Origin of the sequence: Serratia sp. PAMC26656 (genome assembly GCF_016469055.2) — a bacterium.
Taxonomy (GTDB): Bacteria; Pseudomonadota; Gammaproteobacteria; order Enterobacterales; family Enterobacteriaceae; genus Serratia; species Serratia plymuthica.
The window spans coordinates 2,216,925-2,240,482 of record NZ_CP150486.1 but is presented as its reverse complement, the minus strand read 5'-3'; the positions used below and the strand labels follow the sequence as shown (position 1 = coordinate 2,240,482).

Below are 23,558 nucleotides of genomic sequence, written 5' to 3'. Positions count from 1 at the left end.
CTAAGTTATCGCCAAGCTGTCTATCCCGTTTTTTCAGTTCGGGATACTCTGTCCGCAGCCAAGATTAACGGGGGTAGCCATGAATACTGATGATGAGTTGCGTGCGCTCAGCGAACAGGAAGCCACGCTGACCTTTAGCCATTTTGACCATGCGACCGCCTGGGAGCTGGGCACGGCGCTGAAGACCGCCGCAGAGCAACGGCATCTGAGTATCGCCATCGAAATCCAGCTGGCCGGGCAGACGCTGTTCTATTACGCGATGCCTGGCACCACGCCGGACATCGCCGACTGGGTGCGACGCAAACGCAACGTGGTCAATCACTTTCACAAAAGCTCTTACGCGATCGGCCTGCGCTTGCAACAGCGGCAGGCGACGCTGGAGGAGCGCTATGGCCTGAGCGTACGCGACTACTCGGTGCACGGCGGCGCTTTTCCCATCAATCTGGCGGGCATAGGCTGCATCGGCACCCTAAGCATTTCCGGTTCACCGCAGCTGGAGGACCATAATCTGCTGGTCGGCACGCTGGCACATTTTCTCGGTTTATCCCTGCCCTCGGTGCATTAAGCCGTAAAAGTCTCTTTATATTCTCCCTGTCGGCCGCCTTATCCGCGGCTGGCCTGCTTTTCCCGCTGACCCCACCCAAGCAAAATAGCGCAACTCCGATTTTCTGCGTCCGTTTGATGTATATCTAGGAATCGCCGCCGCAACTGGCGTAGTCTGTCTATCAGCTATTCGAGACGGACCTTACCTGGCCCGCCATTCCGTTCTCTTTTATAGACTTGGTCCGTACCTTAGATGAAAACGCATGAAATTAACGGCATCCGGCCGTTCAGCGCGCTGATTGACGCCTGCTGGCGAGACCCCTATTCCCTGCAACGCCTGCTTAAAGACGCCATCGCCGGCGTCACCGTCGGCATTATCGCCATCCCGCTGGCGATGGCTCTGGCGATCGCCAGCGGCGTGCCCCCTCAGTACGGGCTCTACACCTCGGCGGTCGCCGGCATCGTCATCGCCATCAGCGGCGGTTCGCGCTACAGCGTCTCCGGCCCCACCGCCGCCTTTGTGGTGATCCTCTACCCGGTATCGCAGCAGTTCGGCCTTTCCGGTCTGTTGATAGCAACCCTGCTTTCCGGCGTGTTTCTGGTGATTATGGGGCTGGCTCGCTTCGGCCGTCTGATTGAATATATTCCCCTGTCCGTCACGCTGGGCTTTACCTCCGGGATCGCCATCACCATCGCCACCCTGCAAGTGAAGGATTTCTTCGGCCTGCAACTGGCGACGATGCCGGAAAATTATGTCGGCAAGGTTTACGCCCTGTTGCAGGCGCTGCCGACGCTGGATGTCGGCGATACGCTGATCGGCGCAGTCACGCTGCTGATCCTGGTGCTCTGGCCGAAGCTCGGCGTGCGGGTGCCCGGCCATCTGCCCGCGCTGCTGGCGGGGATGGCGGTCATGGGCATTCTGGCGCTGTTTGACCATCAGGTGGCGACCATCGGTTCCCGTTTCAGTTACCTGCTGGCCGATGGCAGCCGCGGGCACGGCATCCCGCCGATCTTACCGCAGCTGAGGCTGCCGTGGGATCTGCCGGCCGCTGACGGCAAGCCGATGCCGCTGAGCTGGCAGACCCTCTCCGCCCTGCTGCCGGCGGCGTTTTCCATGGCGATGCTGGGCGCGATTGAATCGCTGCTGTGCGCGGTGGTGCTGGACGGCATGACCGGCAAAAAACACAATTCCAATACCGAACTTATCGGCCAGGGCGCGGGGAATCTCATCGCGCCGTTTTTTGGCGGCATTACCGCCACCGCCGCCATCGCCCGTTCGGCGGCCAACGTGCGCGCCGGCGCTACCTCGCCGGTATCGGCGATTATCCATGCGTTGCTGGTGCTGCTGGCGTTGCTGGTGCTGGCGCCGTGGCTGTCCTGGTTGCCGTTGTCGGCAATGGCGGCGCTGTTGCTGATGGTGGCCTGGAACATGAGCGAAGCGCACAAGGTGGTTTATCTGCTGCGCCGGGCGCCGAAGGACGACATTCTGGTGATGTTGCTGTGCATGTCGCTGACGGTGCTGTTCGATATGGTGATCGCCATTACCGTGGGCATAGTGCTGGCCTCGCTGCTGTTTATGCGCCGCATTGCGCGCATGACCCGGCTGAGCGAACTGAGCGCCGAAAACGGCCGCCTGGTGCTGAGAGTGAACGGCCCGCTGTTCTTCGCTGCCGCCGAGCGCATTTTTAATGAATTGCTGGTGCGCAGTGAAAACTATGACGTGATTGTGCTGCAATGGGACGCGGTGCCGGTGCTGGACGCAGGGGGGTTAACCGCCCTGCAACGTTTTATTGAGGCCTTGCCCGCAGGCAAGCAGTTGGCGATCACCGATATTCCGTTCCAGCCGTTGAAAACGCTGGCGCGGGCGCGGGTGCAACCGATCGAGGGAAAATTGTATTTCTATTCAACGCTGTCGGAAGCGCTGGCAGCGCTGGACGCTTAAAAAAGCAAAAGCCCGACGAGTCGGGCTTTTTTATACGCCGAAAATCGGCTTAGTTGCTGGTATCCAGCTCTGGGAAGCTCTTCACCAGATCGTCGATGGCTTTCATCTGCACCAGGAACGGCTCCAGCTTGTCCAGCGGCAACGCGGATGGACCGTCGCACTTGGCACTGTTCGGCTCCGGGTGCGCTTCGATAAACAGACCGGCCAGACCCACCGCCATACCGGCGCGCGCCAGTTCGGCAACCTGCGCACGACGACCGCCGGAAGCGGCGCCAAACGGGTCACGGGTCTGCAGGGCGTGGGTAACGTCGAAGATCACCGGGTGGCCACCGGTCACGTTCTTCATCACGTTGATGCCGAGCATGTCGACCACCAGGTTATCGTAACCAAAGTTGCTGCCGCGATCGCACAGGATCACCTGATCGTTACCGCCTTCCTTGAACTTGTCGACGATGTTGCCCATTTGGCCTGGGCTGACGAACTGTGGCTTCTTGACGTTGATCACCGCGCCGGTTTTCGCCATAGCTTCAACCAGATCGGTCTGGCGCGCCAGGAATGCCGGCAGTTGGATAACATCAACCACTTCGGATACCGGCTGCGCCTGTGACGCTTCGTGCACGTCGGTGATGATTTTCACGCCGAAGGTTTTTTTGATTTCTTCGAAGATTCTCATCCCCTCTTCCAAGCCCGGACCACGGTACGAGTGAATGGAAGAACGGTTGGCTTTATCAAAAGAGGCTTTGAAAACGTAAGGAATGCCCAGTTTTTGCGTCACGGTGACGTAGTGCTCGCAGATGCTCATCGCCAAATCGCGCGATTCCAGCACGTTCATCCCGCCAAACAGCACAAACGGCAGATCGTTCGCTACGTTGATGTCGCCAATGCTAACTACTTTCTGTTTCATGCTTTCGCCTTTGTTGATGTTATACCCGTCGCCTTACAGGCCGCGGCTTGAAATTCACCGGGTATTTTAAATGAATTAATGCAGCGTAACCTGTTTAGGTTCAATCGAGTGGATCTGCACTTTGATCACTTCGCTGACCGGATCTTCAGGACACTGTTCGACAAAATAGTTGAGATCGGAAATCGCGATATGGTTGCATTCCAACTGGGCGTAGATCAGCCCGCGGTCGCGGATCTCATAAGGATCGTCCGGATCGAAACACAGCACCGTTTCGCTGGCGCGCAGGGCCAACTCCATCTGTTTTTCTTCCATCAGGGAGGCTTTCAGCGTATCCAGCATTTTACGCACCACCATGACGTTTTCTGATTCATCGAGATCGTCGTCTTCCAGCTCAGCGCCCAGACCCAGGTTGCCCTTGATCCACACTTCCAACTGATGCTCGTTCAGCGTTTCGCCGTTCAGCGGGTTGATCAGCCACATTTCTTCATCCAGCCAATCTGCACGCAGGATCAGTTGGGTGGGGAAAATAACCGGCAACAGCGGCAAATCGAGATGATGGGCGATATGCAGGAAAATGGTGCCAAGCGAGACCGGCGTGCCCTGACGCCCCTCCAGCACCTTGTCGAGCCAGATAGCGTCGGACAGGCGATACACGCCGCCTGCGCCGCCAAAACCCCAGGTTTTGAAGAACAGCTCAATGAGTGCGTCGAGTTGCTGTTCCTGGTTGAGATCCTGCGGCATGGCCGCGCGCGCGTCGTCGACCAGCTGTTGCAGCTTGCGTTCGACTTCGGCGACGGGGAAATCACGCCGCACCGACTGCGATACCAGGATTACGCCCTCGCTCAGCAGCGAGGTGTTAAATTCAAAATCAGCAATGCTACTCATAAGTATCCCATCAGAAAGGGTAATTTCGTCGTGGCAAGTTTAATTATCAGGTACAGACAGCCCAACGCCAGCACAAACGCCAAAGTGCGCAGGCTCTGGCTTTTGGTCTTCTTGCCCAATGCGACGTAGCCAAGCAGGATATAGATAATAACGCCAAACAGCTTCTCGGTCAGCCATGAGTCCATGCCCAGCAGCGGATACAGCTTGAACATCACCACCAGTGCAATACCGCTGGCGAACAACACCGTATCATTAACGTGCGGCGTTATCTTCACCCAGCGCTTGTTCAGCATGGCCGAATTGCGCCACTTCCAGAAGAAACGCAAAACAAACAAGGTAATACTGAGGGCGACCGTCAACAGATGCAGATTTTTTAACGCCGTGTAGACTGCCATATCGCTTCCTTTTTATTCGCTGTGTGCTTCGTTATTGTTGGTTTTCAGTTACTGCGGCCATTGGCCAAACGTCACGCGATCGTTATCGCCGTAGTCACGGCGGGTAACGACCGAAATAAAACCGGCAGCCTGCAGCAACGCGCGTACGCTTTCCCCCTGCTGCCAGCCATGTTCAAGCAACAGCCAACCCTGTGGCTGCAGATAATGCGGTGCCTGCTGCACAATGGCGGCCAAATCCGCCAGCCCGTGCCGTTGCGCCACCAGCGCGCTGCTTGGCTCAAAACGCACATCGCCTTGCGCCAGATGCGGGTCAGCGGCGTCGATATAAGGCGGGTTACTGGCGATCAGGGCGAAAGTTTGGCCGGCCAACGGTTCGAACCAACTGCCTTGCAAGAACTGCGCGTTACCGATTGCCAGCTTCTGCGCGTTATGTTGCGCCAGCGCCACCGCTTCCGGCTGTAAATCAACGCCGGTCACCGCGCAATCCGGGCGCTCGCTGGCCAGCGCCAATGCAATGGCGCCGGTGCCGGTGCCCAGATCGAGGATAGTGCAAGGAGAAGGCGGCAAGCGCTCCAGCGCCAGTTCCACCAGGCATTCGGTGTCCGGACGCGGGATCAGGGTTGCGGGTGATACCGACAGCGGCAGCGACCAAAACTCGCGCTCGCCAATCAAATAAGCCACAGGTTCGCCACGTTCGCGGCGCGCCAGCAGCCTTTCCAACTGTTCTTGTTCCTGCAACGTCAAAACGGTTTCACCAAACGCCATCAGGAAGGTCCTGGCCCTGCCGGTCACGAAGCCCAGCAGGATCTCGGCATCACGTCGGGCGCTTTCGCTCTGCGTCAGCCGCGCACTTGCCGCCTTCAGCCAGGATTGATAATCCATTACTCAAGCTCTGCGGACAGCGCAGCGAGCTGATCGGCCTGATATTCCTGCACGATCGGCTGAATCAGCATGTCCAGCTTGCCTTCCATCACCTCGTCCAGACGGTAAATCGTCAGGTTGATGCGGTGATCGGTCACCCTTCCCTGCGGGAAGTTGTAGGTGCGGTTACGGTCGGAACGATCGCCGCTGCCCAACAGATTGCGACGGGTTGACGCCTCTGCCTGCTGGCGCTTGGCCATTTCGGCAGCACGGATGCGTGCGCCCAGCACCGACATCGCCTTGGCTTTGTTCTTGTGCTGTGAACGCTCATCCTGGCACTCCACCACAATGCCGGTCGGCAAGTGGGTGATACGGATCGCCGAGTCGGTGGTGTTGACGTGCTGGCCGCCGGCACCGGAGGAGCGGAAAGTGTCGATTTTTAAATCGCCCGCATTGATCTCCGGTAATTCGGCTTCCGGCACTTCCGGCATCACCGCCACGGTGCAGGCGGAGGTATGAATACGCCCCTGCGACTCGGTTTCGGGTACGCGCTGCACGCGGTGGCCGCCGGACTCAAATTTCAGTTGACCGTAGACGCCGTCGCCGGAGACCTTGGCAATCACTTCTTTATAACCGCCATGTTCGCCTTCGTTGGCGCTCATGATCTCGACGCGCCAGCGGCGCGTTTCAGCATAGCGGCTGTACATGCGGAACAGATCGCCGGCGAAGATCGCCGCTTCGTCACCGCCAGTACCGGCGCGCACTTCCAGGAAGATACCGCGTTCGTCATCCGGATCTTTCGGCAGCAGCAGCACTTGCAGCTGCTGTTCAAGTTCTTCCGTCGCTGCCTTGGCCTGCTTCATCTCTTCCTGCGCCATCTCGCGCATTTCAGGATCGTCCAGCATCATTTCTGCGGTAGCCAGATCCTCTTGCACCTGACGCCATTCCAGGAAACAGCGGCTGACATCGGTCAGTTGCGAGTATTCGCGCGACAGGGCGCGGAACCGATCCTGCTCGGCAATAACGCCGGCATCGCCGAGCAGCGCCTGCACTTCTTCATGGCGCTCTTGTAACGCTTCCAGTTTGGCAACAATAGAAGGCTTCATGCGTGGTATTAAACCCTGTTAAAAGAGAAAACTAATGCTGATCCAGCCCGAGGCTGTCGCGTAATAATTGCAACCGCTCCACGTCGCCATCGCCGGCGGCCTGCTGGAGGGATTTGGTAGGGGCATGAATAAGGCGGTTGGTCAGCCGGTGGGCCAGTTCGTGGATAACCTGTTCCACGTCAGCGCCTTGCGCGATGGCGGCCAGCGCTTTGGCTTCCATTTCGGCACGGATCTGGTCGGCCTGCGAGCGATAGTCGCGGATGGTTTCCACCGCGCCCTGCGAGCGCAGCCAGGCCATAAAGTTGGTGCTTTCCTGCTGAACGATCGTTTCTGCCTGCACCGCCGCGGCTTTGCGCTGCGCCAGGTTGCTTTGAATGATCGCGTGCAGATCGTCCACGCTATACAGATAAGCATTCGCCAGCTTACCCACTTCCGGCTCGATATCGCGCGGCACGGCGATATCCACCAGCAGCATCGGCTGGTTGCGACGCGCTTTCAGGGCACGCTCCACCATCCCTTTACCGATGATCGGCAGCGGGCTGGCGGTAGAACTGATGATGATGTCGGCATCCGCCAGACGTTCGTCGATTTCCGGCAACGTAATCACTTCCGCGCCGACTTCGTCTGCCAGCAACTGGGCGCGTTCGCGGGTACGGTTGGCGATAATCATATGCCGCACTTTATGCTCGCGCAGATGACGCGCCACCAGTTCAATGGTTTCACCGGCGCCGACCAGCAGCACGTTCAGATCGGCCAGCGACTCGAAGATTTGGCGCGCCAGCGTACAGGCGGCGAAGGCCACGGAAACTGCGCTGGCGCCGATTTCAGTTTCGGTGCGCACGCGTTTGGCGACGGAGAAGGATTTTTGGAACAGGCGTTCAAGCTCGCCGGAAAGCGACTGGCCGCGTTGCGACTCGGCGAAGGCTTTTTTCACCTGCCCAAGGATTTGCGGTTCGCCCAATACCAACGAATCCAGCCCGCTGGCCACGCGCATCAGATGGCTCACGGCGTCGTTGCCGTGGTGCCAGTACAGGCTTTTGCTCACTTCTTCCGGACGCAGGTGATGGTATTCACACAGCCAGGCTACCAGCTGTTCGTGAAGGTGTTCCTGTTGCTCCACGCTGAGATAAAGCTCGGTGCGGTTACACGTAGACAACACCACACCGCCCTGCACCAACGGTTGTTGGAGCAAGCTGGTCAGCGCCTGATCGATAGACTCTGGGGAGAAGGTCACCCTTTCACGCAGAGAAACCGGAGCGGTTTTGTGATTTATACCTAACGCCAGCAGGGTCATTGCTTCGAGTAATACTTCTGTTGGTACGGGTTCTCGTTGAACGGCATTCTACTTGATGCGCGGGATCAATAAAAGTAACAACCGCATCTTCCGTTCAATCACTGATATAGCCGAAACCAATCAATGAATAATAATAAATTCAAAAAGTTAAATTATATCCAGATCAGTAAGCACACTAAATTTTAGTTTGAAACGCGACGATCCGCACAGTATTCATCAATAAGTTATCCTGATTGAACGGTTATGGTCGCCCAAATAGTAAGCAGAGCTCTCTTCATCGCCGGTTACGGTGCCGGCATGCTGCGCCGGCACTTTTAGGCTGCCGCGGCTTATTTAGCTGCGGAGACCTCGTTGAACCTTACGTCGCTACAGCTGAAAAAGGTTTCTCTTGCTGGGTCCTGCCGCTCCCACTGCACATACAACAGCGCTTGCTTCCCGTCGGCACGATCGGCCGGGATCTTGACGTCAATCTGGTAGACGCCGGCATATTTGACATGGTTGCCTTTGGCCGGCGGCGGAACTATCACTTTAGTCACCTCAAGCGGTGTCAGATCGCTCCATTTCAACGTATCCGTGGCGGCATTGAAACTCGGCTTGGCAAGCGACACCGTCCACTTGCTCGGCTCATGCACCTGGGTGGCGTCGAAGTACAGCGTAGCCTGGCCGTCTTTTACCGAGACGCTGCTCACCTGCCAGTCGGCATGCGGCTGGTCGATGCCTTCAAACTTGGCGATGCCCGCCGAGCAAAGCTGGCCATCGGGGACCTTGTCTGACGGATGCTGGGTGCCTGCCAGGTTTTGCGAGTAAGCGGGCCATTCGGTAAACATCTGGCGGCGCTCCCAAATAGGAATGGTTTCCGCTTTGTACAAAAAGGCATTTCTGCAGGCCGCATTAGGCATGTTCGAGCCATCATCCGGGTGGTTGTAGCCGCCGTCCTGTTCACAAATCACCTGACGCGCCTTGGGAATCAAGGTAGCGCCATGCTTTGGCCCGATCGCTTTCGATTCGGTATTCTCGGCGGCATGCGCCGGCATCGTTAATGCAAACAGCATTCCTGCCAACAGAGAAAAACGCTTTTTCATACGAAATACCTTATTTCATTATGTATAGGGGTTGAGATGCCCGCATCGCCTGCGTGACGCAGATGATGCGCAGCAGGATAGCCCTGCTATCCATTTGGCTTTACCAGCATAGACATCCCCTCAGTAAGTTGCATAAATAAAATTAATCAATTATCACTGATTATCGAATGAAATACGCATATATACGCAGCTATTATTCATTAAACGTTAATTTAATTGCTAATATATGCTGTTTTGGCACAACGCCGCCGTGGGCTACAACCGAAGATATTCTCGCGGCCAGCGCAGCACGACCGGGCGATTGTGTTAATCTTATGGCAACCCAAAGCTCAGCCGCCCAGCCGTCAAAGCGCCTGTTATCACCGCAAAAAGACGGTGATATTCAGAACGGGCCGTGTTGACGCTATCGCGTTCCCCCGCTAGCGTGAACGCTGAAAACAGATTTCGCTGCGCATGCCCGCAAGGACAAAAGGACAAGAGAAAGTTATGCCAATCCGCAAAGTTAGTTTGCTACGTCTGATCCCGCTGGCCAGCCTGGTGCTGGCCGCCTGTACCACCACCAAGCCAAGCGGCCCGGCTACCAGCCCAACCTCACCGCAGTGGCGCGCTCACGAGCAAGCGGTGCAACAGCTCGGGCAATATCAGACCCGTGGCTCTTTCGCCTATCTGTCGGACCAGAAAAAAGTCTATGCGCGCTTCTTCTGGCAGCAATATTCGCCGGAACGTTACCGCCTGCTGCTGACCAACCCGCTTGGCAGCACCGAACTTGACCTGAACGTACAACAAAACGTGGTGCAGTTGACGGATAACCAGGGCAAACGCTATGTCAGCGACAATGCCGAAGAAATGATCCGCAAACTGACCGGCATGGCAATCCCGCTGGATAACCTGCGTCAGTGGATGCTCGGCCTGCCGGGCGAGGCCAATGATTTCACGCTGGATGACCAGTACCGTCTGAGCAAACTGACTTATCAGCAAGGCGGCCAGACCTGGACCGTGGATTACCAAGATTACAACAGCGATCTCAAGCCGCAGCTGCCAAGCCGCCTGGAACTGAAACAGGGCGATCAACGCATCAAACTGAAAATGGATAACTGGACCCTCAAATGATCCGCCAGTGGCCATCTCCCGCTAAACTTAATTTGTTTTTGTACATTACCGGCCGTCGCGAAGACGGCTACCACCTGCTGCAGACGCTGTTCCAGTTTCTGGATTACGGCGATACGCTGACCCTTGACGTGCGGCCCGATGACCGCATCCGCCTGCTGACGCCGGTGGATGGCGTGCCGGACGAGCAAAACCTGATCGTCCGTGCCGCACGCTTGCTGCAACAGCATTGCGATAGTCACGGACTGAAAACGCTCCCGCGCGGCGCCGATATCAGTATCGATAAGCGCCTGCCGATGGGCGGAGGGCTGGGCGGTGGCTCGTCCAACGCCGCCACAGTGCTGGTGGCGCTGAATGAGCTGTGGCATTGCGGGCTGAGCGACGATCAGTTGGCGGAACTGGGGTTGACTCTGGGCGCCGACGTCCCGGTCTTTGTGCGCGGTCATGCGGCGTTTGCCGAAGGCATCGGCGAACGGTTGCAGCCGGCAAACCCGGAGGAAAAGTGGTATCTGGTGGCGCATCCGGGCGTCAGCATCCCTACCCCGGTTATTTTTGGCGACGCGGAATTAAAAAGAAACACCCCAGTTCGCCCGTTAAATGTGCTGTTGCAGGCAACTTACGCAAATGATTGCGAACCAATAGCAAGAAAACGTTTTCGCGAGGTTGAACAGCTTCTTTCTTGGCTGTTAGAATACGCGCCGTCACGCCTGACTGGCACAGGTGCATGTGTGTTTGCTGAATTCGACACAGAAATCGCCGCCCGTCAGGTGTTAAATCAAGCTCCGGAGTGGTTGTGTGGTTTTGTAGCGCGTGGCGTTAACGTCTCTCCACTACATCGCATCCGTTCCGGGCAGATTGAACCGTAGTTCTCGTTTCGCTGCGCAGGGTCATGCACACCTGGCCCTGTAATCCCTGCGCCGCTACGGTTTCAAGTTAGTTTTTACACACCCGTATGATATTGCGCCGGCATCGTTAACTGCCCCTTAGCGAAGGCCGTACGACAATATCTTCTCTGGACGCATGCCTGAGGTTCTTCTCGTGCCTGATATGAAGCTTTTTGCTGGTAACGCCACCCCGGAACTAGCACAACGTATTGCCAACCGTTTGTACACCAGCCTTGGTGACGCCGCTGTAGGTCGTTTTAGCGACGGCGAAGTGAGCGTGCAAATCAACGAAAATGTACGCGGCGGTGATATTTTCATCATCCAGTCCACCTGTGCCCCTACCAACGACAACCTGATGGAACTGGTTGTTATGGTAGATGCCCTGCGTCGCGCCTCCGCAGGTCGTATTACTGCTGTTATCCCTTACTTCGGTTATGCCCGCCAGGATCGCCGCGTGCGTTCTGCACGTGTGCCAATCACGGCCAAGGTTGTCGCCGATTTCCTCTCCAGCGTAGGGGTTGACCGCGTATTGACGGTGGATCTGCATGCTGAACAGATTCAAGGCTTCTTCGATGTTCCGGTAGATAACGTGTTCGGTAGCCCGATCCTGCTGGAAGACATGCTGCAACAGAATCTGGTGAACCCAATCGTGGTTTCCCCGGACATCGGCGGCGTAGTGCGCGCCCGCGCTATCGCCAAACTGCTGAACGATACCGATATGGCTATCATCGATAAACGCCGCCCGCGTGCGAACGTTTCTCAGGTGATGCACATCATTGGTGACGTGGCAGGCCGTGACTGCGTGCTGGTTGACGACATGATCGACACCGGCGGTACCTTATGTAAAGCGGCTGAAGCGTTGAAAGAACGCGGTGCCAAGCGCGTATTTGCCTACGCGACGCACCCGATCTTCTCCGGCAACGCCGTTGAAAACATCAGGAACTCGGTGATTGATGAAGTGATCGTCTGCGACACCATTCCGTTGTCTGCAGAAATCAAGGCACTGAAAAACGTACGTACTCTGACGCTGTCCGGCATGCTGGCTGAAGCCATCCGCCGTATCAGCAATGAAGAGTCAATCTCTGCGATGTTCGAGCATTAATTCATTTTCTTTTCGGTGCGGCGCCCTGCCGTACCGGAAGAACCTATTGCCCGGCAGCAGATAAAGAAAAACCCGTTGGTGCGCAAGCAGCAACGGGTTTTCTACTCGTAGTCAAACATGACCTTAGACCTGAGTGCGCGGCAGATCTCCTTTGCCGTAATGCCGTTTCCTTTCTGTTTTTTTACTCAATGCGACGAACGATGCTGACTGTCTCGGCAGCGTTTATCGAAGTGTTTTACCCACCAATAACGATCGGCAATCTGCTCGCGGCCGCTGATACGGGCACCGACCAGCCACAACAACGCACCCACGAAAATACTCATGATGGCGCCATGGGCGAAAAGTTGCGGTAAATCGAGCTGCGATACTTCAGCAAGAATGTTGTATCCGACGCCGCCGATCATCACGACCAACCCCAGCCCCATAAAAAAGTTGCCCATTCTGCACGCGTTTCTACGTTTCATTTGTCACCTCCATTGCACTCTATGCCAACCGGGATAACTCAGCAAAGGGTTAACCCACTTTGATAAATTAAGTATAGCCCCTGGTCCGACAAGGGGTTTGCGGAGACGATCACAAATGGTAAAGAAAACGTGACAAATCTTTACCTTATCCTGCTTATTAGCCGAGAAATTGAATGGTTTTTCTAATGAATTATTCAATTTTCAGCCTATCTCTGAATCAATACTCAGGGTTGGGCATCAGGATTTTGTCATTCGCGGCGGCGGCAGGTAGACTAATACCTTTTCCATTATCTCGATCATAGCGAATTTCCCAGTGAGCAGTATTAAATTGATAGTCGGCCTGGCGAATCCGGGCGCTGAATATGCCCAGACGCGGCACAACGCCGGCGCCTGGTACGTAGATTTGCTGGCCCAGCGCCATAACCAGCAGTTGAAGGAAGAGAGCAAGTTTTTCGGCTACACCGCGCGGCTGAACCTGGCAGGCAACGATGTGCGTCTGCTGGTACCGACCACCTTTATGAATCTGAGCGGCAAAGCGGTGCTGGCGATGGCCAATTTCTACCGCATCGAGCCGGACGAAATCCTGGTGGCGCATGACGAGCTGGATATCCCGCCGGGCGTCGCCAAAATCAAACTCGGCGGCGGTAACGGCGGCCACAACGGGCTGAAGGATATCCAGAACAAGTTCGGCAATAACCCGAACTTTTACCGTTTACGCATTGGCATTGGCCATCCGGGCGATAAAAACAAGGTCGTAGGATTTGTGCTCGGCAAGCCACCGGCCAGCGAGCAAAAAATGATTGATGAAGCGATAGATGAAGCAGCTCGCTGCACTGAAGTTCTGATGACTGACGGGCTGGAGAAAACCGTTCGCCGCCTGCACAGCTTCAAGGCGCAGGCCTGAGGGTTGCCGCAGCGGGCATCGAGCCCGCTGCTAGCGGCGTTACGTCCGCACCTTGAAGGTTTCTTCGCCGACGTTACTGTCATCGGTCTGATACCCTTCTTCGGCCACATAATATTGCGGGTCATCCAGCTCATGACTGCAAAACGGACCGGCCTGTTTCAACAAGCGCACGCAATCGCCGCTCAGGTGACGCAGGCGGATGGATTTCCCCGCCGCCAGATAACGCGCCGTCAGCTTGTCGATCGCCTCTACCCCGCTGGAATCCATCACCCGGGTGCCGGCAAAATCCAGCACCACGTTTTCCGGATCGTTTTTCGGTTCAAACAGGTCGGCAAACGCCGCCGTGGAGCCAAAGAATAGCGGACCGTCGAGTTGATACACCGCCACATCGCCCGCCACCTGGCGCTGACGAACACGGATGCGTGCCTGCTGCCAGGCAAATACCAGCGCCGAGATAATCACCCCGCTGATTACCGCCACCGCCAGATCGGTAAAGATGGTGATCAGGGTAACCAGCAACATCACCAGCGCATCCATCTTCGGCATGCGGCGCAGACGGCGCAGCGAACTCCATTCAAAGGTGTTGTAACAGACCACCAGCATGACCCCGGCCAATGCCGCCACCGGCAGCAGGCCGATATAACCCGACAGGCTGACCACAAACAAGATCAATAGCAACGCCCCCACTATGCCGGAAATACGCCCGCGGCCGCCGGAGGTGAAGTTGATGATCGATTGCCCAATCATCGCGCAGCCGGCAAAACAGCCAAATAGGCCGCAAATCGTGTTGCCTGCGCCCTGAGCGATGCTCTCGCGGTTGCCGTTGCCCTTCTTGCCGCCCATTTCGTCGAGCACCGTCATGGTCAATAGCGATTCAATCAGGCCGACCAGGGCGATCACCAACGCGTACGGCAGTACCACTTTCAACATTTCCAGGCTGAACGGCGCCATCGGCAAGCTGAAATGCGGCAAGGCACCGGAAATATCCGCCAGATCGCCAACCCGCAGCGTAGGCAGATTGAGCCCGACAGCCAATGCGGAAACCACGATCAGCGCCGCCAGCGAAGCCGGGATCACACGCGTCAGCCGGGGGAAGAACACCACCACCAGGATCGCCAGCGCCACCAGCCCGTACATCAACGGCCCCTGCCCGGCAATCATATGCAGTTGCGCCAGCATGATGACAATCGCCAGGCCGTTAACAAAACCATGTATGGCGGGCAGCGGTACCAGCCGAATAAATTTGCCCAACCGGAACACACCGATCAGGATTTGGATAGCGCCGGCGAAAATCGTCGTCCACAGCACGTAGCCCATGCCGTGCTGCGCCGCGAGGCTCATCAACACCACCACGATCGAACCGGCAGCCCCCGACACCATGCCCGGTTTGCCGCCGAACAGCGCCGTCACCAGGCCGATAATAAAAGCGGTGTGCAGCCCGACGATCGGAGAAAGCCCGGCGACCAACGAGAAGCCGACCGCCTCCGGGATCATCGATACCGCCACTACAAAGCCCGCCAGGACTTCGTTTTTGACGTCCGACAGCCTGATATTGCTCAGGTTAAACATGAGTTATTCACTTCCGACAGATAAGAAATACATCCCCGCTGAACGGGAACCAGGGCCGCATGGCGCGGCAAACCACGGCAGAGAGGCAACTCAGGGTGGACTGGGCAAGAAGGACATCCGGCACGTTTCCTGTAGGTTAATCAGAAGCGCAGTATGTGTAAATGTGATCCAAATCTCAATGCAAAGCGGCCCCGCCGCCGCATTTTCCCGCCGTACACAGCCAGATCGAGAAAAACGCCCATTACGTGTATAATGGCCGCATTATTCTGCCATTTATGCAGCGAGTTAACTCTAACTAGCTGATAGTCAAGATATTTAAGGTGATAACAACATGGGATTCAAATGCGGTATCGTCGGCCTGCCTAACGTAGGTAAATCCACCCTGTTCAACGCGTTGACCAAAGCGGGTATCGAAGCAGCCAACTTCCCGTTCTGTACCATTGAACCTAATACCGGTGTGGTGCCGATGCCCGATCCGCGTCTGGACAAGCTGGCCGAGATCGTCAAGCCTCAGCGCATCCTGCCAACCACCATGGAATTCGTCGACATCGCCGGCCTGGTGAAGGGCGCATCCAAAGGCGAAGGCCTGGGCAACCAGTTCCTGACCAACATCCGTGAAACCGAAGCTATCGGCCACGTGGTACGCTGCTTCGAAAACGACAACATCATCCACGTGAACAACAAGGTTGATCCGGCTGACGATATCGAAGTCATCAACACCGAACTGGCGCTGTCGGATCTCGACACCTGCGAACGCGCCATTCACCGCGTGCAGAAGAAAGCCAAAGGCGGCGATAAAGACGCGAAAGCCGAACTGGCCGCGCTGGAAAAATGCCTGCCGCAGCTGGAAAACGCCGGTATGTTGCGCGCGTTGGACCTGACCGAAGAAGATAAAGCGGCTATCCGCTACCTGAGCTTCCTGACGCTGAAACCGACCATGTACATCGCCAACGTCAACGAAGACGGTTACGAGAACAACCCATACCTGGACAAAGTGCGTGAAATCGCCGCCGCCGAAGGCTCCGTAGTGGTTGCCGTGTGCGCCGCCGTGGAATCCGACATCGCCGAGCTGGAAGACGAAGACCGCGCCGAGTTCATGGCCGAACTGGGCCTGGAAGAGCCGGGTCTGAACCGCGTGATCCGCGCCGGTTACGAGTTGCTGAACCTGCAAACCTACTTCACCGCCGGCGTAAAAGAAGTGCGTGCCTGGACCATCCCGGTAGGCGCTACCGCCCCGCAAGCGGCCGGCAAGATCCACACCGACTTCGAGAAAGGCTTTATCCGCGCGCAAACCATCGCGTTTGAGGACTTCATCACCTACAAGGGTGAGCAAGGCGCCAAAGAAGCCGGCAAGATGCGTTCGGAAGGCAAAGACTACATCGTCAAAGATGGCGACGTGATGAACTTCTTGTTCAACGTTTAAATAAATTTTGTTGCCTCATGAGGTTTCATTGAATCTCATGAAAATCACAAAAACCTATAAAATCCACGCAATTGCGTGGATTTTTCATTTCATAGTGTCTCAGGTGATGTCGTAGGAGCGCAGCTAAAATTGAGTACACCGATGAGTTTACTGGGGTTTTAGAGCGGAAGATTCGGCTCAAAGCGAAGATGGCGTACTACTACGGTTGCTAAATTAAGATCAGTAATGAATTATGCTGACGATTAGAACAGGCATTTAGGGCGCGACATAATGTTGAAAAACCATTTTCTCCAGAACTTCGTACAGAATCTAAAGAGTACAAAATTGGTTTTTACCCCGTTTTTTAGCTATGTAGAGGGCTTTATCGGCTCGGGCCAGTAGTACGTTATGCGGCTGCAGTGGACTAAATTTATGTACTGAAAAACCAACGCTTATCGTTAAATATCCTGTGCTGGAAGCGGAGTGCGGTATTCTCAAATCTCGCACTAATTGACATAGAATTTCGGCGTGTCGAGCTGATTGGCCTTTTGTCATGCCGTTGGAAATAATTACAAATTCTTCGCCGCCATACCTGGCTGCAAAATCAGAGCCTCGCTGGAAAAACTTATTCAAACTATCAGCGACACGTATTAATGCTTCGTCGCCAGCTGGATGTCCATAAATATCATTGAATGACTTGAAGTTATCAACATCAATCATGGCAAGAGTTAATGATTCGCTGTTGCGGCAGGCAATTTTGCATTGAATCTCGAACTGCGTATCAAAAAAACGACGATTATAAATACCTGTCAGTCCATCTTTTATGGATAGTTGTTCGAAGTGTGCCTTCATTTCCTCGAGGGACTGATGCTCCTCACGAAGTTGCTGCTGTATTATCATCCGAGGTGTTACATCTTTTTGTATACCTAAAAAATTGGTTACAACGCCATTTTCATCATGAATTGGAGATATGCTTAACTCATTCCAAAACATCGTTCCATCCTTACGGTAGTTTCGCAAGGTTACCAGGCAGTACTCCCCTGTTTTAATGGCGTTGTGAACAATTTCAAGTTCAGGCTGTTCTCGATCGTTTTTTTGCAGGTATCGGCAGTTAATGTTGGTGATTTCTTCAAACGAGTAACCGGTCATGCGCTCAAAAGCAGGATTTACAAAAATCAGCGGATTATCGTCAACGCAATTATCGGAGATGGTGATGCCATCTCGCGAATCCATAACTGCCTGTTTAAGAATTTCAATCTTCATGCAAATTCCGTCAGTAGGATTGAATAGAGAATCGCTGTTTTTAAAGGGTATAACATCTAGATAGTACAGTTAATTAACATTGCTTCATCTATAAGTTTAGCCGTTGGAAAAAGACAATGGTTTTTTTATGTTTTCCCTCGCCCCGGCTATCGCCGCACCAGCACCCGATCCACCAGCCCCCACTCAACCGCCTCGTCGGCCGTCATAAAACGGTCGCGATCCAGCACGTGTTCAACCTCTTCAGCGCTGTGGCCGCAATGTTCGGCATACAGCCGGACCACCCGCTCCTTGGTGCGTCGCATCTCTTCGGCATGAATAAAAATATCCGATGCCTGGCCCTGAAAGCCGCCCAACGGCTGATGAACATGCAGGCTGGCATTGGGTAATGCCGCGCGGTGGCCCGGCGCCCCCGCCATCAGCAGAAACGACCCCATAGAGCGGGCGGTTCCCATGCACAGCGTATGCACCTGCGCATTGATGAATCGCATGGTGTCATAAATGGCGAAGCCGCTGGTAATGACACCGCCGGGTGAATTGATGTAGAGATGAATGGGTTTTTCCGGGTTCTCCGCCTCGAGGAACAGCAACTGCGCACAGACCAATTCAGCGATGGCGTCGTTGACTTCGCCATTCAGAAAGATGATGCGATCGCGCAACAACCGCGAGTAAATATCAAAGGACCTTTCCCCCTGGCTGGATTGTTCTACCACCGTCGGGACGAGCAGCATCGCTTCACGCATAGGTGAACTCCGTTTTGCAGATACAGTTGATGAATGAAGGGGTCAGGCGGCGCGCATAAGGGGTTGGCCGCTGTCGTTGGCTGCCGTCAGGCGTGCGTCGTCCAATCGATGGATAATGCGCAACAGGCAGCCGCCATCGGCGCCGGGCCGGATTTGCAACGTTACCGTGCTTTCGAGGAATGGCGGTTCGTCATCGCGCATCCGATAGCGGATTTCCTCACCCGGTATCGAAACTACAGGCTCGGCATCGACCAAAACCTGTTGTGGCAACCATTGTTCACGCAACTCAGGGATGCCGATCGCCCGCCAGACTTTCTCCGGCGGTGCATCGAGCCGATATTCGAGAACCAAAGGCTCGCCCCGTGTTTCGCTGCCGATGTCGTTCATTGGTCCATGTCCTTGAGCAAAATGTTCAGCTTGTCTATCTGCGCCGGCCAGAAGGCGCGATACTTATCCAGCCAACGGGCGATCAGCGCCAGGCCCTGGGGATCGACTTCGTAATAGACGAAACGCCCCTGCCGCTCCTCGCACACCAGCCCGGCCTGGCGCAGCACCGCCAGGTGTTGGGACATGGCCGATTGGCTGATTTGCATGCCTTCACGCAGCGCACTGGCATTCATGCTGCCAATCGCCAGCTTTTCGAAGATGGCGCGACGGGTGGGATCCGCCAGCGCTTTGAAGATCTCATTTTCATTCATGACTACACATTAGTATTCACTTATCTAATGCGCAAGTTTACAGCACAAAATTCTTATCAACGCGTCTTCGCAGGCTACCGAAAGTTTGCCAGCCACAGGCCGCCGGCTTGCATCAAATACCCCATCACGCCGCCCAGGCATAACGCTTCAATTACCGCAAGCCCGTCGGCCGATGCCCCAAACATGGCACAAGCGCCAATAAAACTGCCAGGCACAAAACCCAGCAGCGGTAAGCGGGACTGCGCGCACAGGGCAAACGAAATCAGACCGGTCAGAATACCGCCGTACACTGCGCCCGCCGAGGCCGTTAACAGGATGGCGCCGGCTGCCCACAGCACGCCGCTGATGTTGGCCACCATGCCACGCAGCAAACCGGCCGGGCCTTTATGCGGGATGGCGAAATAGGTCGTGCTGCCTAAAAACCCTATCCAGCCCGCAAGCTGAAGTTGCCCGGCCATCCAGGCCCAGCAACCTGATAAAACCCCGGTGCTTAGCGCCAGGCTGAGCAAGCGTCTGGTATTGCTCATGACGCTATCGTCAACGCGCCCAGGCCGATAAACAGCCCGGCGATGGTGGCGCTCATCAGGTTGGACAACGTCGCCGCCAGCAAGGCGCGCATCCCTAAACGGGCGATATCCGAAGCGCGCTCCGGCGCAACCGCGCTGAATGCTCCCACCACTACGGCGATCGAACCAAAGTTGGCGAACCCGCACAGGGCAAAGGAAATCACGGCGATGGTTTTGGGATCCAGCGCTGCCGCCGTATCCTTGAGATGCGCCGAGAAGTTCAGGTACGCGACGAACTCGTTGATCGCCAATTTTTGGCCAATCAACCCGCCGACCAATCCCGAGTTATCCCAGTTCACGCCCATAATGTAAGCCAGCGGCGAGAACAAATAGCCGAACAGGCTTTCCAGGCTCAGGCTCTGCCAGCCCAACAAACCGCCCACGCCACCGATAAGGCCATTGATCAGGGCAATCAACGCCACAAACGCCATCACCACGGTGGCAACGCCAACCGCAATTTTCAGCCCCAGCATGGCACCGCTCGCCGCCGCCTCAATAATGCTCGCCGGGCGTTTGTCACTGAACGACATCTGGCTAAACGCCACCTGCGAAGCTTCGGTGGCCGGGCTCAGCATGCGCGCAAACAATATCCCGCCGGGGATCGCCATCAACGAAGCCGCCAGCAAATATTCGATGGGCACGCCCAGCCCGGCATAGCCGACCAACATCGAGCCGGCTATCGATGCCATTCCGCTGCAAATCACCGTGAATAGCTCGTTGCGGTTCATCTTGTTGATGAAAGGCTTTAACACCGCCGGCAGTTCGTTTTGCCCCAGAAAGATGGTGGTTACGGCGGCAAAAGCCTCCACCTTGCTGACCCGCAGCATTTTCTGAAAAACATAGCCCAATAGGTTGATCACCCACCCCATCACGCCGAGGTAATAAAGAATCGAGATCAGTGAGGTAATAAATATGATGGCAGGAAGCACATGGAAGGCGAAAACAAACCCGGCGCCATCGAATAAAACGTTCATTTTTGGCCCCACTAATCCGCCAAAAATAAAGGTACTGCCTGCATCACTGTAAGAAATCACTTTATTAACGCCGCTGGCTATCGTATTAACCAGCCATTTCCCCGCCGGGATATAAAGCATAATGGCACCAAGCACTATCTGCAGAAGTAACGCCGCGCCCACCGTTCTTAAACTTATTTTCTTTCGGTTATTGGAAAAAATAAAAGCGATAAGGAGAAGAATACAGATACCCAACAAGCTGCGTAATAAGTCCATAAATCCATCCTTAATTTACCCCTCGTCATTCAAACTGCAGCGTTATTGGCGACAACTTGAAGGTCAAAGGGTATAAACAGGTCGATACCTGAAAGGAGTGCGAGACAAAGCTTGCCCCGCCACCTTTCAGGCTGGCTTTTTTATTGATTTATTTACCGGATAAAACTTAAGAAACGGCGAGCTATTATGCCGCAGCCTGCTGGTAGCAGCAGGCGATCTGCGCCGCCAGTTTGGCGTTATTGAACACCAATTGAATATTGGCGTTCAGGCTATCGCCGCCGGTCAACTCGGCTACACGCGCCAGTAAAAATGGCGTGCTGTCTTTGCCATGTACGCCCTGCTCAACGGATTCTTGCACCGCCTGCTCAATGGCGGCATTAATTTTGTCTTCCGGCACCGCATACTGCGCCGGAATAGGGTTGGCGATAACCATGCCGCCGCCCAGGCCAGTCTGCCATTTGGTCGCCATTGCTCGCGCGATTTCCGCAGGTTCATCCAACCGGATGCTCACCGAGAAAGGGCTGGTGCGGCAAAAGAATGCCGGCAGCGTTTGCGTCCGGTAGCCAATCAGCGGCACGCCGTGCGTCTCGAGATATTCGGTAGTCAGCCCTAAATCCAAAATAGACTTGGCGCCGGCGCAGATCACCGCGACATTGGTTCGCGCCAGTTCCTGCAGATCCGCTGAGATATCAAAAGTCTGTTCGGCGCCGCGGTGAACCCCGCCGATACCGCCGGTGGCAAATACGTGGATCCCCGCCATCTCGGCGATAATCATGGTGGAGGCCACGGTCGTGGCGCCGTGCTTGCCGGCGGCGACGATAAACGGCAGATCGCGGCGGCTCACCTTCGCCACGTTATGGCCTTCTTTGCCCAGCAGCTCAATTTCAGCACGCGTTAATCCCGCTTTCATGCGGCCATTTATAATGGCGATCGTGGCGGGCACGGCGCCGTTATCGCGGATTTTTTGCTCAACCTCCAACGCAGTTTGCGCGTTCTGCGGATACGGCATGCCGTGGGAGATAATGGTGGATTCCAGAGCGACAACCGGGCGCTTATTGGCCAGGGCTTCGGCCACTTCCGCTGAAATATCCAGGTAGTCATGGGTGATAAGGGTCGTTTTCATGATTGAAGCTCCAACAGTTTTTGGACACTGCCATTCGACAGATTAGGGTTATTGGTAAATTCAGATAAAAGCGTTAACGCAGAGCAGCCCTGAGCGAAGCGGACGCTGTCCGCCAGCGTCATGTCTTCCAGCCAACAGTGGGCCAGCCCCGCCATCATGGCATCGCCGGCACCGGTCACATTAACCACGTCGACCATCAGCGGCCGTGACCAGCCGTTTTGCCCGTCGATCTCGCTGTAATAAACGCCTTCAGCCCCCATACTGAGCGCCAGCCGCTGTACGCCCTGCTGATGGAACCATTGGGCGACCGGTTGCGCATCCTGCGGCCCGCCAATCGTCATGCCGCTGAGGATTTCGGCCTCGAGTCGATTGGGTTTTAAGGTATGAATATGCGAGAGCCAACTGCGGATTTTTGGCGCTTTAAACGCCGAGACGGTATCGACAAAGATCGGTACGCTGCCGCAATGGCCGAATAACCAGGCCAGCGCCTCCTCGGTGAGGTTGCAGTCAACCACCAACACGCCCGCATGCTGAATAAGGTCTTTGGACGTCGCTAATAATGCCGGCGTCAGCTTCTCAAGGATCCGCATATCATTAATGGCCACCAGCATTTCACCGCCGGCATCGAGCAACGAGATATAGGTCGACGTATTTTCACCATGCAGCTTGTGGAAACTGTCGATATGCACCCCCGCCAGCTTTGCCTGCTCCAAGAGCGTTTCACCATAAAAATCGTCGCCGACGACGGAAATAAGGTGACATTCACGGCCTAGCAAGGCGACATTCTGCGCAATATTTCTGCCGACACCGCCGGGGGTACATTTTATTTTTCCGGGGTTAGAGTCTTCATACACTAATTTTGACGAGGAATAACCGCAGACATCCATATTGGTTGAACCTACGGTAACCACGTAGCTGTGCTCCGATAATATGTAGCCCTTTCCTTTTATATATCCTTTATTCATTAAATTCATAATATGTCCTGCAACACCAGAGCGGCTAATACCTAAAACATCGGCAATTTCCTGCTGTGGGATCAAAGGATCGCGTCTCAGAAGCTGCAATATCTGTTTTTCTCTGCTGGTCATATTGGACACTTGTTTGTTTTTAAACATGCGTTTGTTTTATAACGGCCTTAGCATTCAGTAAAGCGGCTTTTATATATTCCCATCGAATTTGGGAAGACGATCGTAATACCGATGAATAAGGTTTCAGCGTGATTTTTGCGATTTACGTCACATCATAAAATCTGCTATTGGCGTTTAACTCAGTCAAAAATAACCATTAGGTATGATGAAGCATTTTATTCTTACAATAATCTCGTAAAAACAAACGGGTAACCGCATTCCTCTCAAAAGCTAACTTGTGTTGGGTTACCTAATTTTTATCGTTTTGAGACGAACGCCCTTTGTTCCGCTTGACGGCAGAAAGAGACCTTTCACGCATTTATCCTGAGAGGTTTGGTCGTCTGAAGGCGACAAACCGCGCAGCCGCG

The 23,558-nt window shown here is 55.1% G+C and carries 24 protein-coding genes; 7 read left to right on the top strand and 17 right to left on the bottom strand.

The features are described 5' to 3' along the window. Positions 1–79 precede the first annotated feature (79 nt). Both JEM67_RS11545 and dauA read left to right on the top strand, forming a co-directional pair. A complete protein-coding gene (locus JEM67_RS11545; protein WP_013812512.1) occupies positions 80–565 on the top strand; it encodes a heme-degrading domain-containing protein in 486 nt (161 codons plus the stop codon). A gap of 231 nt (positions 566–796) precedes the next feature. After that, the gene (gene dauA, locus JEM67_RS11540) at positions 797–2,485 is read left to right on the top strand and encodes a C4-dicarboxylic acid transporter DauA (RefSeq protein WP_199638875.1); all 1,689 of its coding nucleotides are present in this window, start codon (positions 797–799) and stop codon (positions 2,483–2,485) included. 49 nt (positions 2,486–2,534) lie between these two features. Here dauA and kdsA read toward each other — a convergent pair whose 3' ends face one another. From kdsA to JEM67_RS11505, 7 genes are all read right to left on the bottom strand, one after another. After that, a complete protein-coding gene (gene kdsA, locus JEM67_RS11535) occupies positions 2,535–3,389 on the bottom strand; it encodes a 3-deoxy-8-phosphooctulonate synthase (RefSeq protein WP_004943235.1) in 855 nt (284 codons plus the stop codon). A 75-nt stretch (positions 3,390–3,464) separates the two neighbouring features. Then, complete coding sequence (gene sirB1, locus JEM67_RS11530) at positions 3,465–4,274, bottom strand: invasion regulator SirB1 (protein ID WP_004943232.1); 810 nt, start codon at positions 4,272–4,274, stop codon at positions 3,465–3,467. Continuing rightward, entirely contained in the window at positions 4,271–4,669 is a 399-nt protein-coding gene (locus tag JEM67_RS11525; protein WP_013812510.1) for a SirB2 family protein, read from the bottom strand. Before JEM67_RS11525 ends, sirB1 begins: the two co-directional genes overlap by 4 nt. Positions 4,670–4,717: 48 nt before the next feature. After that, positions 4,718–5,551 (bottom strand): peptide chain release factor N(5)-glutamine methyltransferase, encoded by an 834-nt coding sequence (gene prmC / locus JEM67_RS11520; RefSeq protein ID WP_199638865.1) that lies wholly within the window; start codon positions 5,549–5,551, stop codon positions 4,718–4,720. Further along, positions 5,551–6,636: a peptide chain release factor 1 gene (gene prfA, locus JEM67_RS11515; RefSeq protein ID WP_199638863.1), complete on the bottom strand. Its 1,086-nt coding sequence runs from the start codon at positions 6,634–6,636 to the stop codon at positions 5,551–5,553. The genes prmC and prfA overlap by 1 nt, the downstream gene beginning before the upstream one ends. A gap of 31 nt (positions 6,637–6,667) precedes the next feature. Beyond that, positions 6,668–7,930, bottom strand: a complete 1,263-nt coding sequence (hemA, locus tag JEM67_RS11510) for a glutamyl-tRNA reductase (RefSeq protein ID WP_006324808.1) — start codon at positions 7,928–7,930, stop codon at positions 6,668–6,670. A gap of 329 nt (positions 7,931–8,259) precedes the next feature. Continuing rightward, positions 8,260–9,012 (bottom strand): lytic polysaccharide monooxygenase, encoded by a 753-nt coding sequence (locus tag JEM67_RS11505; protein WP_199638861.1) that lies wholly within the window; start codon positions 9,010–9,012, stop codon positions 8,260–8,262. Positions 9,013–9,498: 486 nt separating this feature from the next. Between JEM67_RS11505 and lolB the strand changes: the two genes are divergently transcribed. From lolB to prs, 3 genes are all read left to right on the top strand, one after another. Next, positions 9,499–10,122 carry a lipoprotein insertase outer membrane protein LolB gene (lolB, locus tag JEM67_RS11500; protein WP_013812506.1) on the top strand — a complete coding sequence of 208 codons (624 nt, stop codon included), beginning with the start codon at positions 9,499–9,501 and terminating at the stop codon, positions 10,120–10,122. After that, entirely contained in the window at positions 10,119–10,985 is an 867-nt protein-coding gene (gene ispE, locus JEM67_RS11495; protein WP_199638859.1) for a 4-(cytidine 5'-diphospho)-2-C-methyl-D-erythritol kinase, read from the top strand. Before lolB ends, ispE begins: the two co-directional genes overlap by 4 nt. Before the next feature lie 172 nt (positions 10,986–11,157). Continuing rightward, a complete protein-coding gene (gene prs, locus JEM67_RS11490) occupies positions 11,158–12,105 on the top strand; it encodes a ribose-phosphate diphosphokinase (RefSeq protein WP_004943207.1) in 948 nt (315 codons plus the stop codon). 185 nt (positions 12,106–12,290) lie between these two features. On the opposite strand, the gene ychH is transcribed toward prs, so the two are convergent. Continuing rightward, positions 12,291–12,569: a stress-induced protein YchH gene (gene ychH, locus JEM67_RS11485; protein WP_199638856.1), complete on the bottom strand. Its 279-nt coding sequence runs from the start codon at positions 12,567–12,569 to the stop codon at positions 12,291–12,293. A gap of 313 nt (positions 12,570–12,882) precedes the next feature. Between ychH and pth the strand changes: the two genes are divergently transcribed. After that, positions 12,883–13,473: an aminoacyl-tRNA hydrolase gene (gene pth, locus JEM67_RS11480; protein WP_041416052.1), complete on the top strand. Its 591-nt coding sequence runs from the start codon at positions 12,883–12,885 to the stop codon at positions 13,471–13,473. Between the two features lie 39 nt (positions 13,474–13,512). Here pth and JEM67_RS11475 read toward each other — a convergent pair whose 3' ends face one another. Continuing rightward, positions 13,513–15,042, bottom strand: a complete 1,530-nt coding sequence (locus tag JEM67_RS11475; RefSeq protein WP_199638854.1) for a SulP family inorganic anion transporter — start codon at positions 15,040–15,042, stop codon at positions 13,513–13,515. 331 nt (positions 15,043–15,373) lie between these two features. Between JEM67_RS11475 and ychF the strand changes: the two genes are divergently transcribed. Next, positions 15,374–16,465 (top strand): redox-regulated ATPase YchF, encoded by a 1,092-nt coding sequence (gene ychF, locus JEM67_RS11470; RefSeq protein WP_006324802.1) that lies wholly within the window; start codon positions 15,374–15,376, stop codon positions 16,463–16,465. 309 nt (positions 16,466–16,774) lie between these two features. On the opposite strand, the gene JEM67_RS11465 is transcribed toward ychF, so the two are convergent. The 8 genes from JEM67_RS11465 to JEM67_RS11430 form a co-directional block, all read right to left on the bottom strand. After that, positions 16,775–17,707, bottom strand: a complete 933-nt coding sequence (locus tag JEM67_RS11465; RefSeq protein WP_013812501.1) for a GGDEF domain-containing protein — start codon at positions 17,705–17,707, stop codon at positions 16,775–16,777. 146 nt (positions 17,708–17,853) lie between these two features. Next, positions 17,854–18,447: an ATP-dependent Clp protease proteolytic subunit gene (locus JEM67_RS11460; protein WP_199638852.1), complete on the bottom strand. Its 594-nt coding sequence runs from the start codon at positions 18,445–18,447 to the stop codon at positions 17,854–17,856. A 42-nt stretch (positions 18,448–18,489) separates the two neighbouring features. Continuing rightward, a complete protein-coding gene (locus JEM67_RS11455) occupies positions 18,490–18,834 on the bottom strand; it encodes an SRPBCC family protein (RefSeq protein ID WP_199638850.1) in 345 nt (114 codons plus the stop codon). After that, entirely contained in the window at positions 18,831–19,145 is a 315-nt protein-coding gene (locus tag JEM67_RS11450; protein ID WP_199638848.1) for an ArsR/SmtB family transcription factor, read from the bottom strand. Before JEM67_RS11450 ends, JEM67_RS11455 begins: the two co-directional genes overlap by 4 nt. A gap of 74 nt (positions 19,146–19,219) precedes the next feature. Further along, positions 19,220–19,672 (bottom strand): DUF1097 domain-containing protein, encoded by a 453-nt coding sequence (locus tag JEM67_RS11445; RefSeq protein ID WP_199638846.1) that lies wholly within the window; start codon positions 19,670–19,672, stop codon positions 19,220–19,222. Beyond that, positions 19,669–20,940 carry a NupC/NupG family nucleoside CNT transporter gene (locus tag JEM67_RS11440; RefSeq protein ID WP_199638844.1) on the bottom strand — a complete coding sequence of 424 codons (1,272 nt, stop codon included), beginning with the start codon at positions 20,938–20,940 and terminating at the stop codon, positions 19,669–19,671. The genes JEM67_RS11445 and JEM67_RS11440 overlap by 4 nt, the downstream gene beginning before the upstream one ends. Positions 20,941–21,124: 184 nt before the next feature. Continuing rightward, positions 21,125–22,063 (bottom strand): pseudouridine-5'-phosphate glycosidase, encoded by a 939-nt coding sequence (locus tag JEM67_RS11435; protein ID WP_004943178.1) that lies wholly within the window; start codon positions 22,061–22,063, stop codon positions 21,125–21,127. Continuing rightward, complete coding sequence (locus JEM67_RS11430; RefSeq protein WP_199638842.1) at positions 22,060–23,178, bottom strand: PfkB family carbohydrate kinase; 1,119 nt, start codon at positions 23,176–23,178, stop codon at positions 22,060–22,062. Before JEM67_RS11430 ends, JEM67_RS11435 begins: the two co-directional genes overlap by 4 nt. Positions 23,179–23,558 lie beyond the last annotated feature (380 nt).

What these genes read in the sequence shown, in the direction of transcription:
- JEM67_RS11545 (WP_013812512.1), top strand. Translation starts at nt 80, where the DNA reads ATGAATACTGATGATGAGTTGCGTGCGCTCAGCGAACAGGAAGCCACG.
- dauA (WP_199638875.1), top strand. Translation starts at nt 797, where the DNA reads ATGAAAACGCATGAAATTAACGGCATCCGGCCGTTCAGCGCGCTGATT.
- kdsA (WP_004943235.1), bottom strand. Translation starts at nt 3,389, where the DNA reads ATGAAACAGAAAGTAGTTAGCATTGGCGACATCAACGTAGCGAACGAT.
- sirB1 (WP_004943232.1), bottom strand. Translation starts at nt 4,274, where the DNA reads ATGAGTAGCATTGCTGATTTTGAATTTAACACCTCGCTGCTGAGCGAG.
- JEM67_RS11525 (WP_013812510.1), bottom strand. Translation starts at nt 4,669, where the DNA reads ATGGCAGTCTACACGGCGTTAAAAAATCTGCATCTGTTGACGGTCGCC.
- prmC (WP_199638865.1), bottom strand. Translation starts at nt 5,551, where the DNA reads ATGGATTATCAATCCTGGCTGAAGGCGGCAAGTGCGCGGCTGACGCAG.
- prfA (WP_199638863.1), bottom strand. Translation starts at nt 6,636, where the DNA reads ATGAAGCCTTCTATTGTTGCCAAACTGGAAGCGTTACAAGAGCGCCAT.
- hemA (WP_006324808.1), bottom strand. Translation starts at nt 7,930, where the DNA reads ATGACCCTGCTGGCGTTAGGTATAAATCACAAAACCGCTCCGGTTTCT.
- JEM67_RS11505 (WP_199638861.1), bottom strand. Translation starts at nt 9,012, where the DNA reads ATGAAAAAGCGTTTTTCTCTGTTGGCAGGAATGCTGTTTGCATTAACG.
- lolB (WP_013812506.1), top strand. Translation starts at nt 9,499, where the DNA reads ATGCCAATCCGCAAAGTTAGTTTGCTACGTCTGATCCCGCTGGCCAGC.
- ispE (WP_199638859.1), top strand. Translation starts at nt 10,119, where the DNA reads ATGATCCGCCAGTGGCCATCTCCCGCTAAACTTAATTTGTTTTTGTAC.
- ychH (WP_199638856.1), bottom strand. Translation starts at nt 12,569, where the DNA reads ATGAAACGTAGAAACGCGTGCAGAATGGGCAACTTTTTTATGGGGCTG.
- JEM67_RS11475 (WP_199638854.1), bottom strand. Translation starts at nt 15,042, where the DNA reads ATGTTTAACCTGAGCAATATCAGGCTGTCGGACGTCAAAAACGAAGTC.
- ychF (WP_006324802.1), top strand. Translation starts at nt 15,374, where the DNA reads ATGGGATTCAAATGCGGTATCGTCGGCCTGCCTAACGTAGGTAAATCC.
- JEM67_RS11465 (WP_013812501.1), bottom strand. Translation starts at nt 17,707, where the DNA reads ATGAAGATTGAAATTCTTAAACAGGCAGTTATGGATTCGCGAGATGGC.
- JEM67_RS11460 (WP_199638852.1), bottom strand. Translation starts at nt 18,447, where the DNA reads ATGCGTGAAGCGATGCTGCTCGTCCCGACGGTGGTAGAACAATCCAGC.
- JEM67_RS11455 (WP_199638850.1), bottom strand. Translation starts at nt 18,834, where the DNA reads ATGAACGACATCGGCAGCGAAACACGGGGCGAGCCTTTGGTTCTCGAA.
- JEM67_RS11450 (WP_199638848.1), bottom strand. Translation starts at nt 19,145, where the DNA reads ATGAATGAAAATGAGATCTTCAAAGCGCTGGCGGATCCCACCCGTCGC.
- JEM67_RS11445 (WP_199638846.1), bottom strand. Translation starts at nt 19,672, where the DNA reads ATGAGCAATACCAGACGCTTGCTCAGCCTGGCGCTAAGCACCGGGGTT.
- JEM67_RS11440 (WP_199638844.1), bottom strand. Translation starts at nt 20,940, where the DNA reads ATGGACTTATTACGCAGCTTGTTGGGTATCTGTATTCTTCTCCTTATC.
- JEM67_RS11435 (WP_004943178.1), bottom strand. Translation starts at nt 22,063, where the DNA reads ATGAAAACGACCCTTATCACCCATGACTACCTGGATATTTCAGCGGAA.
- JEM67_RS11430 (WP_199638842.1), bottom strand. Translation starts at nt 23,178, where the DNA reads ATGTTTAAAAACAAACAAGTGTCCAATATGACCAGCAGAGAAAAACAG.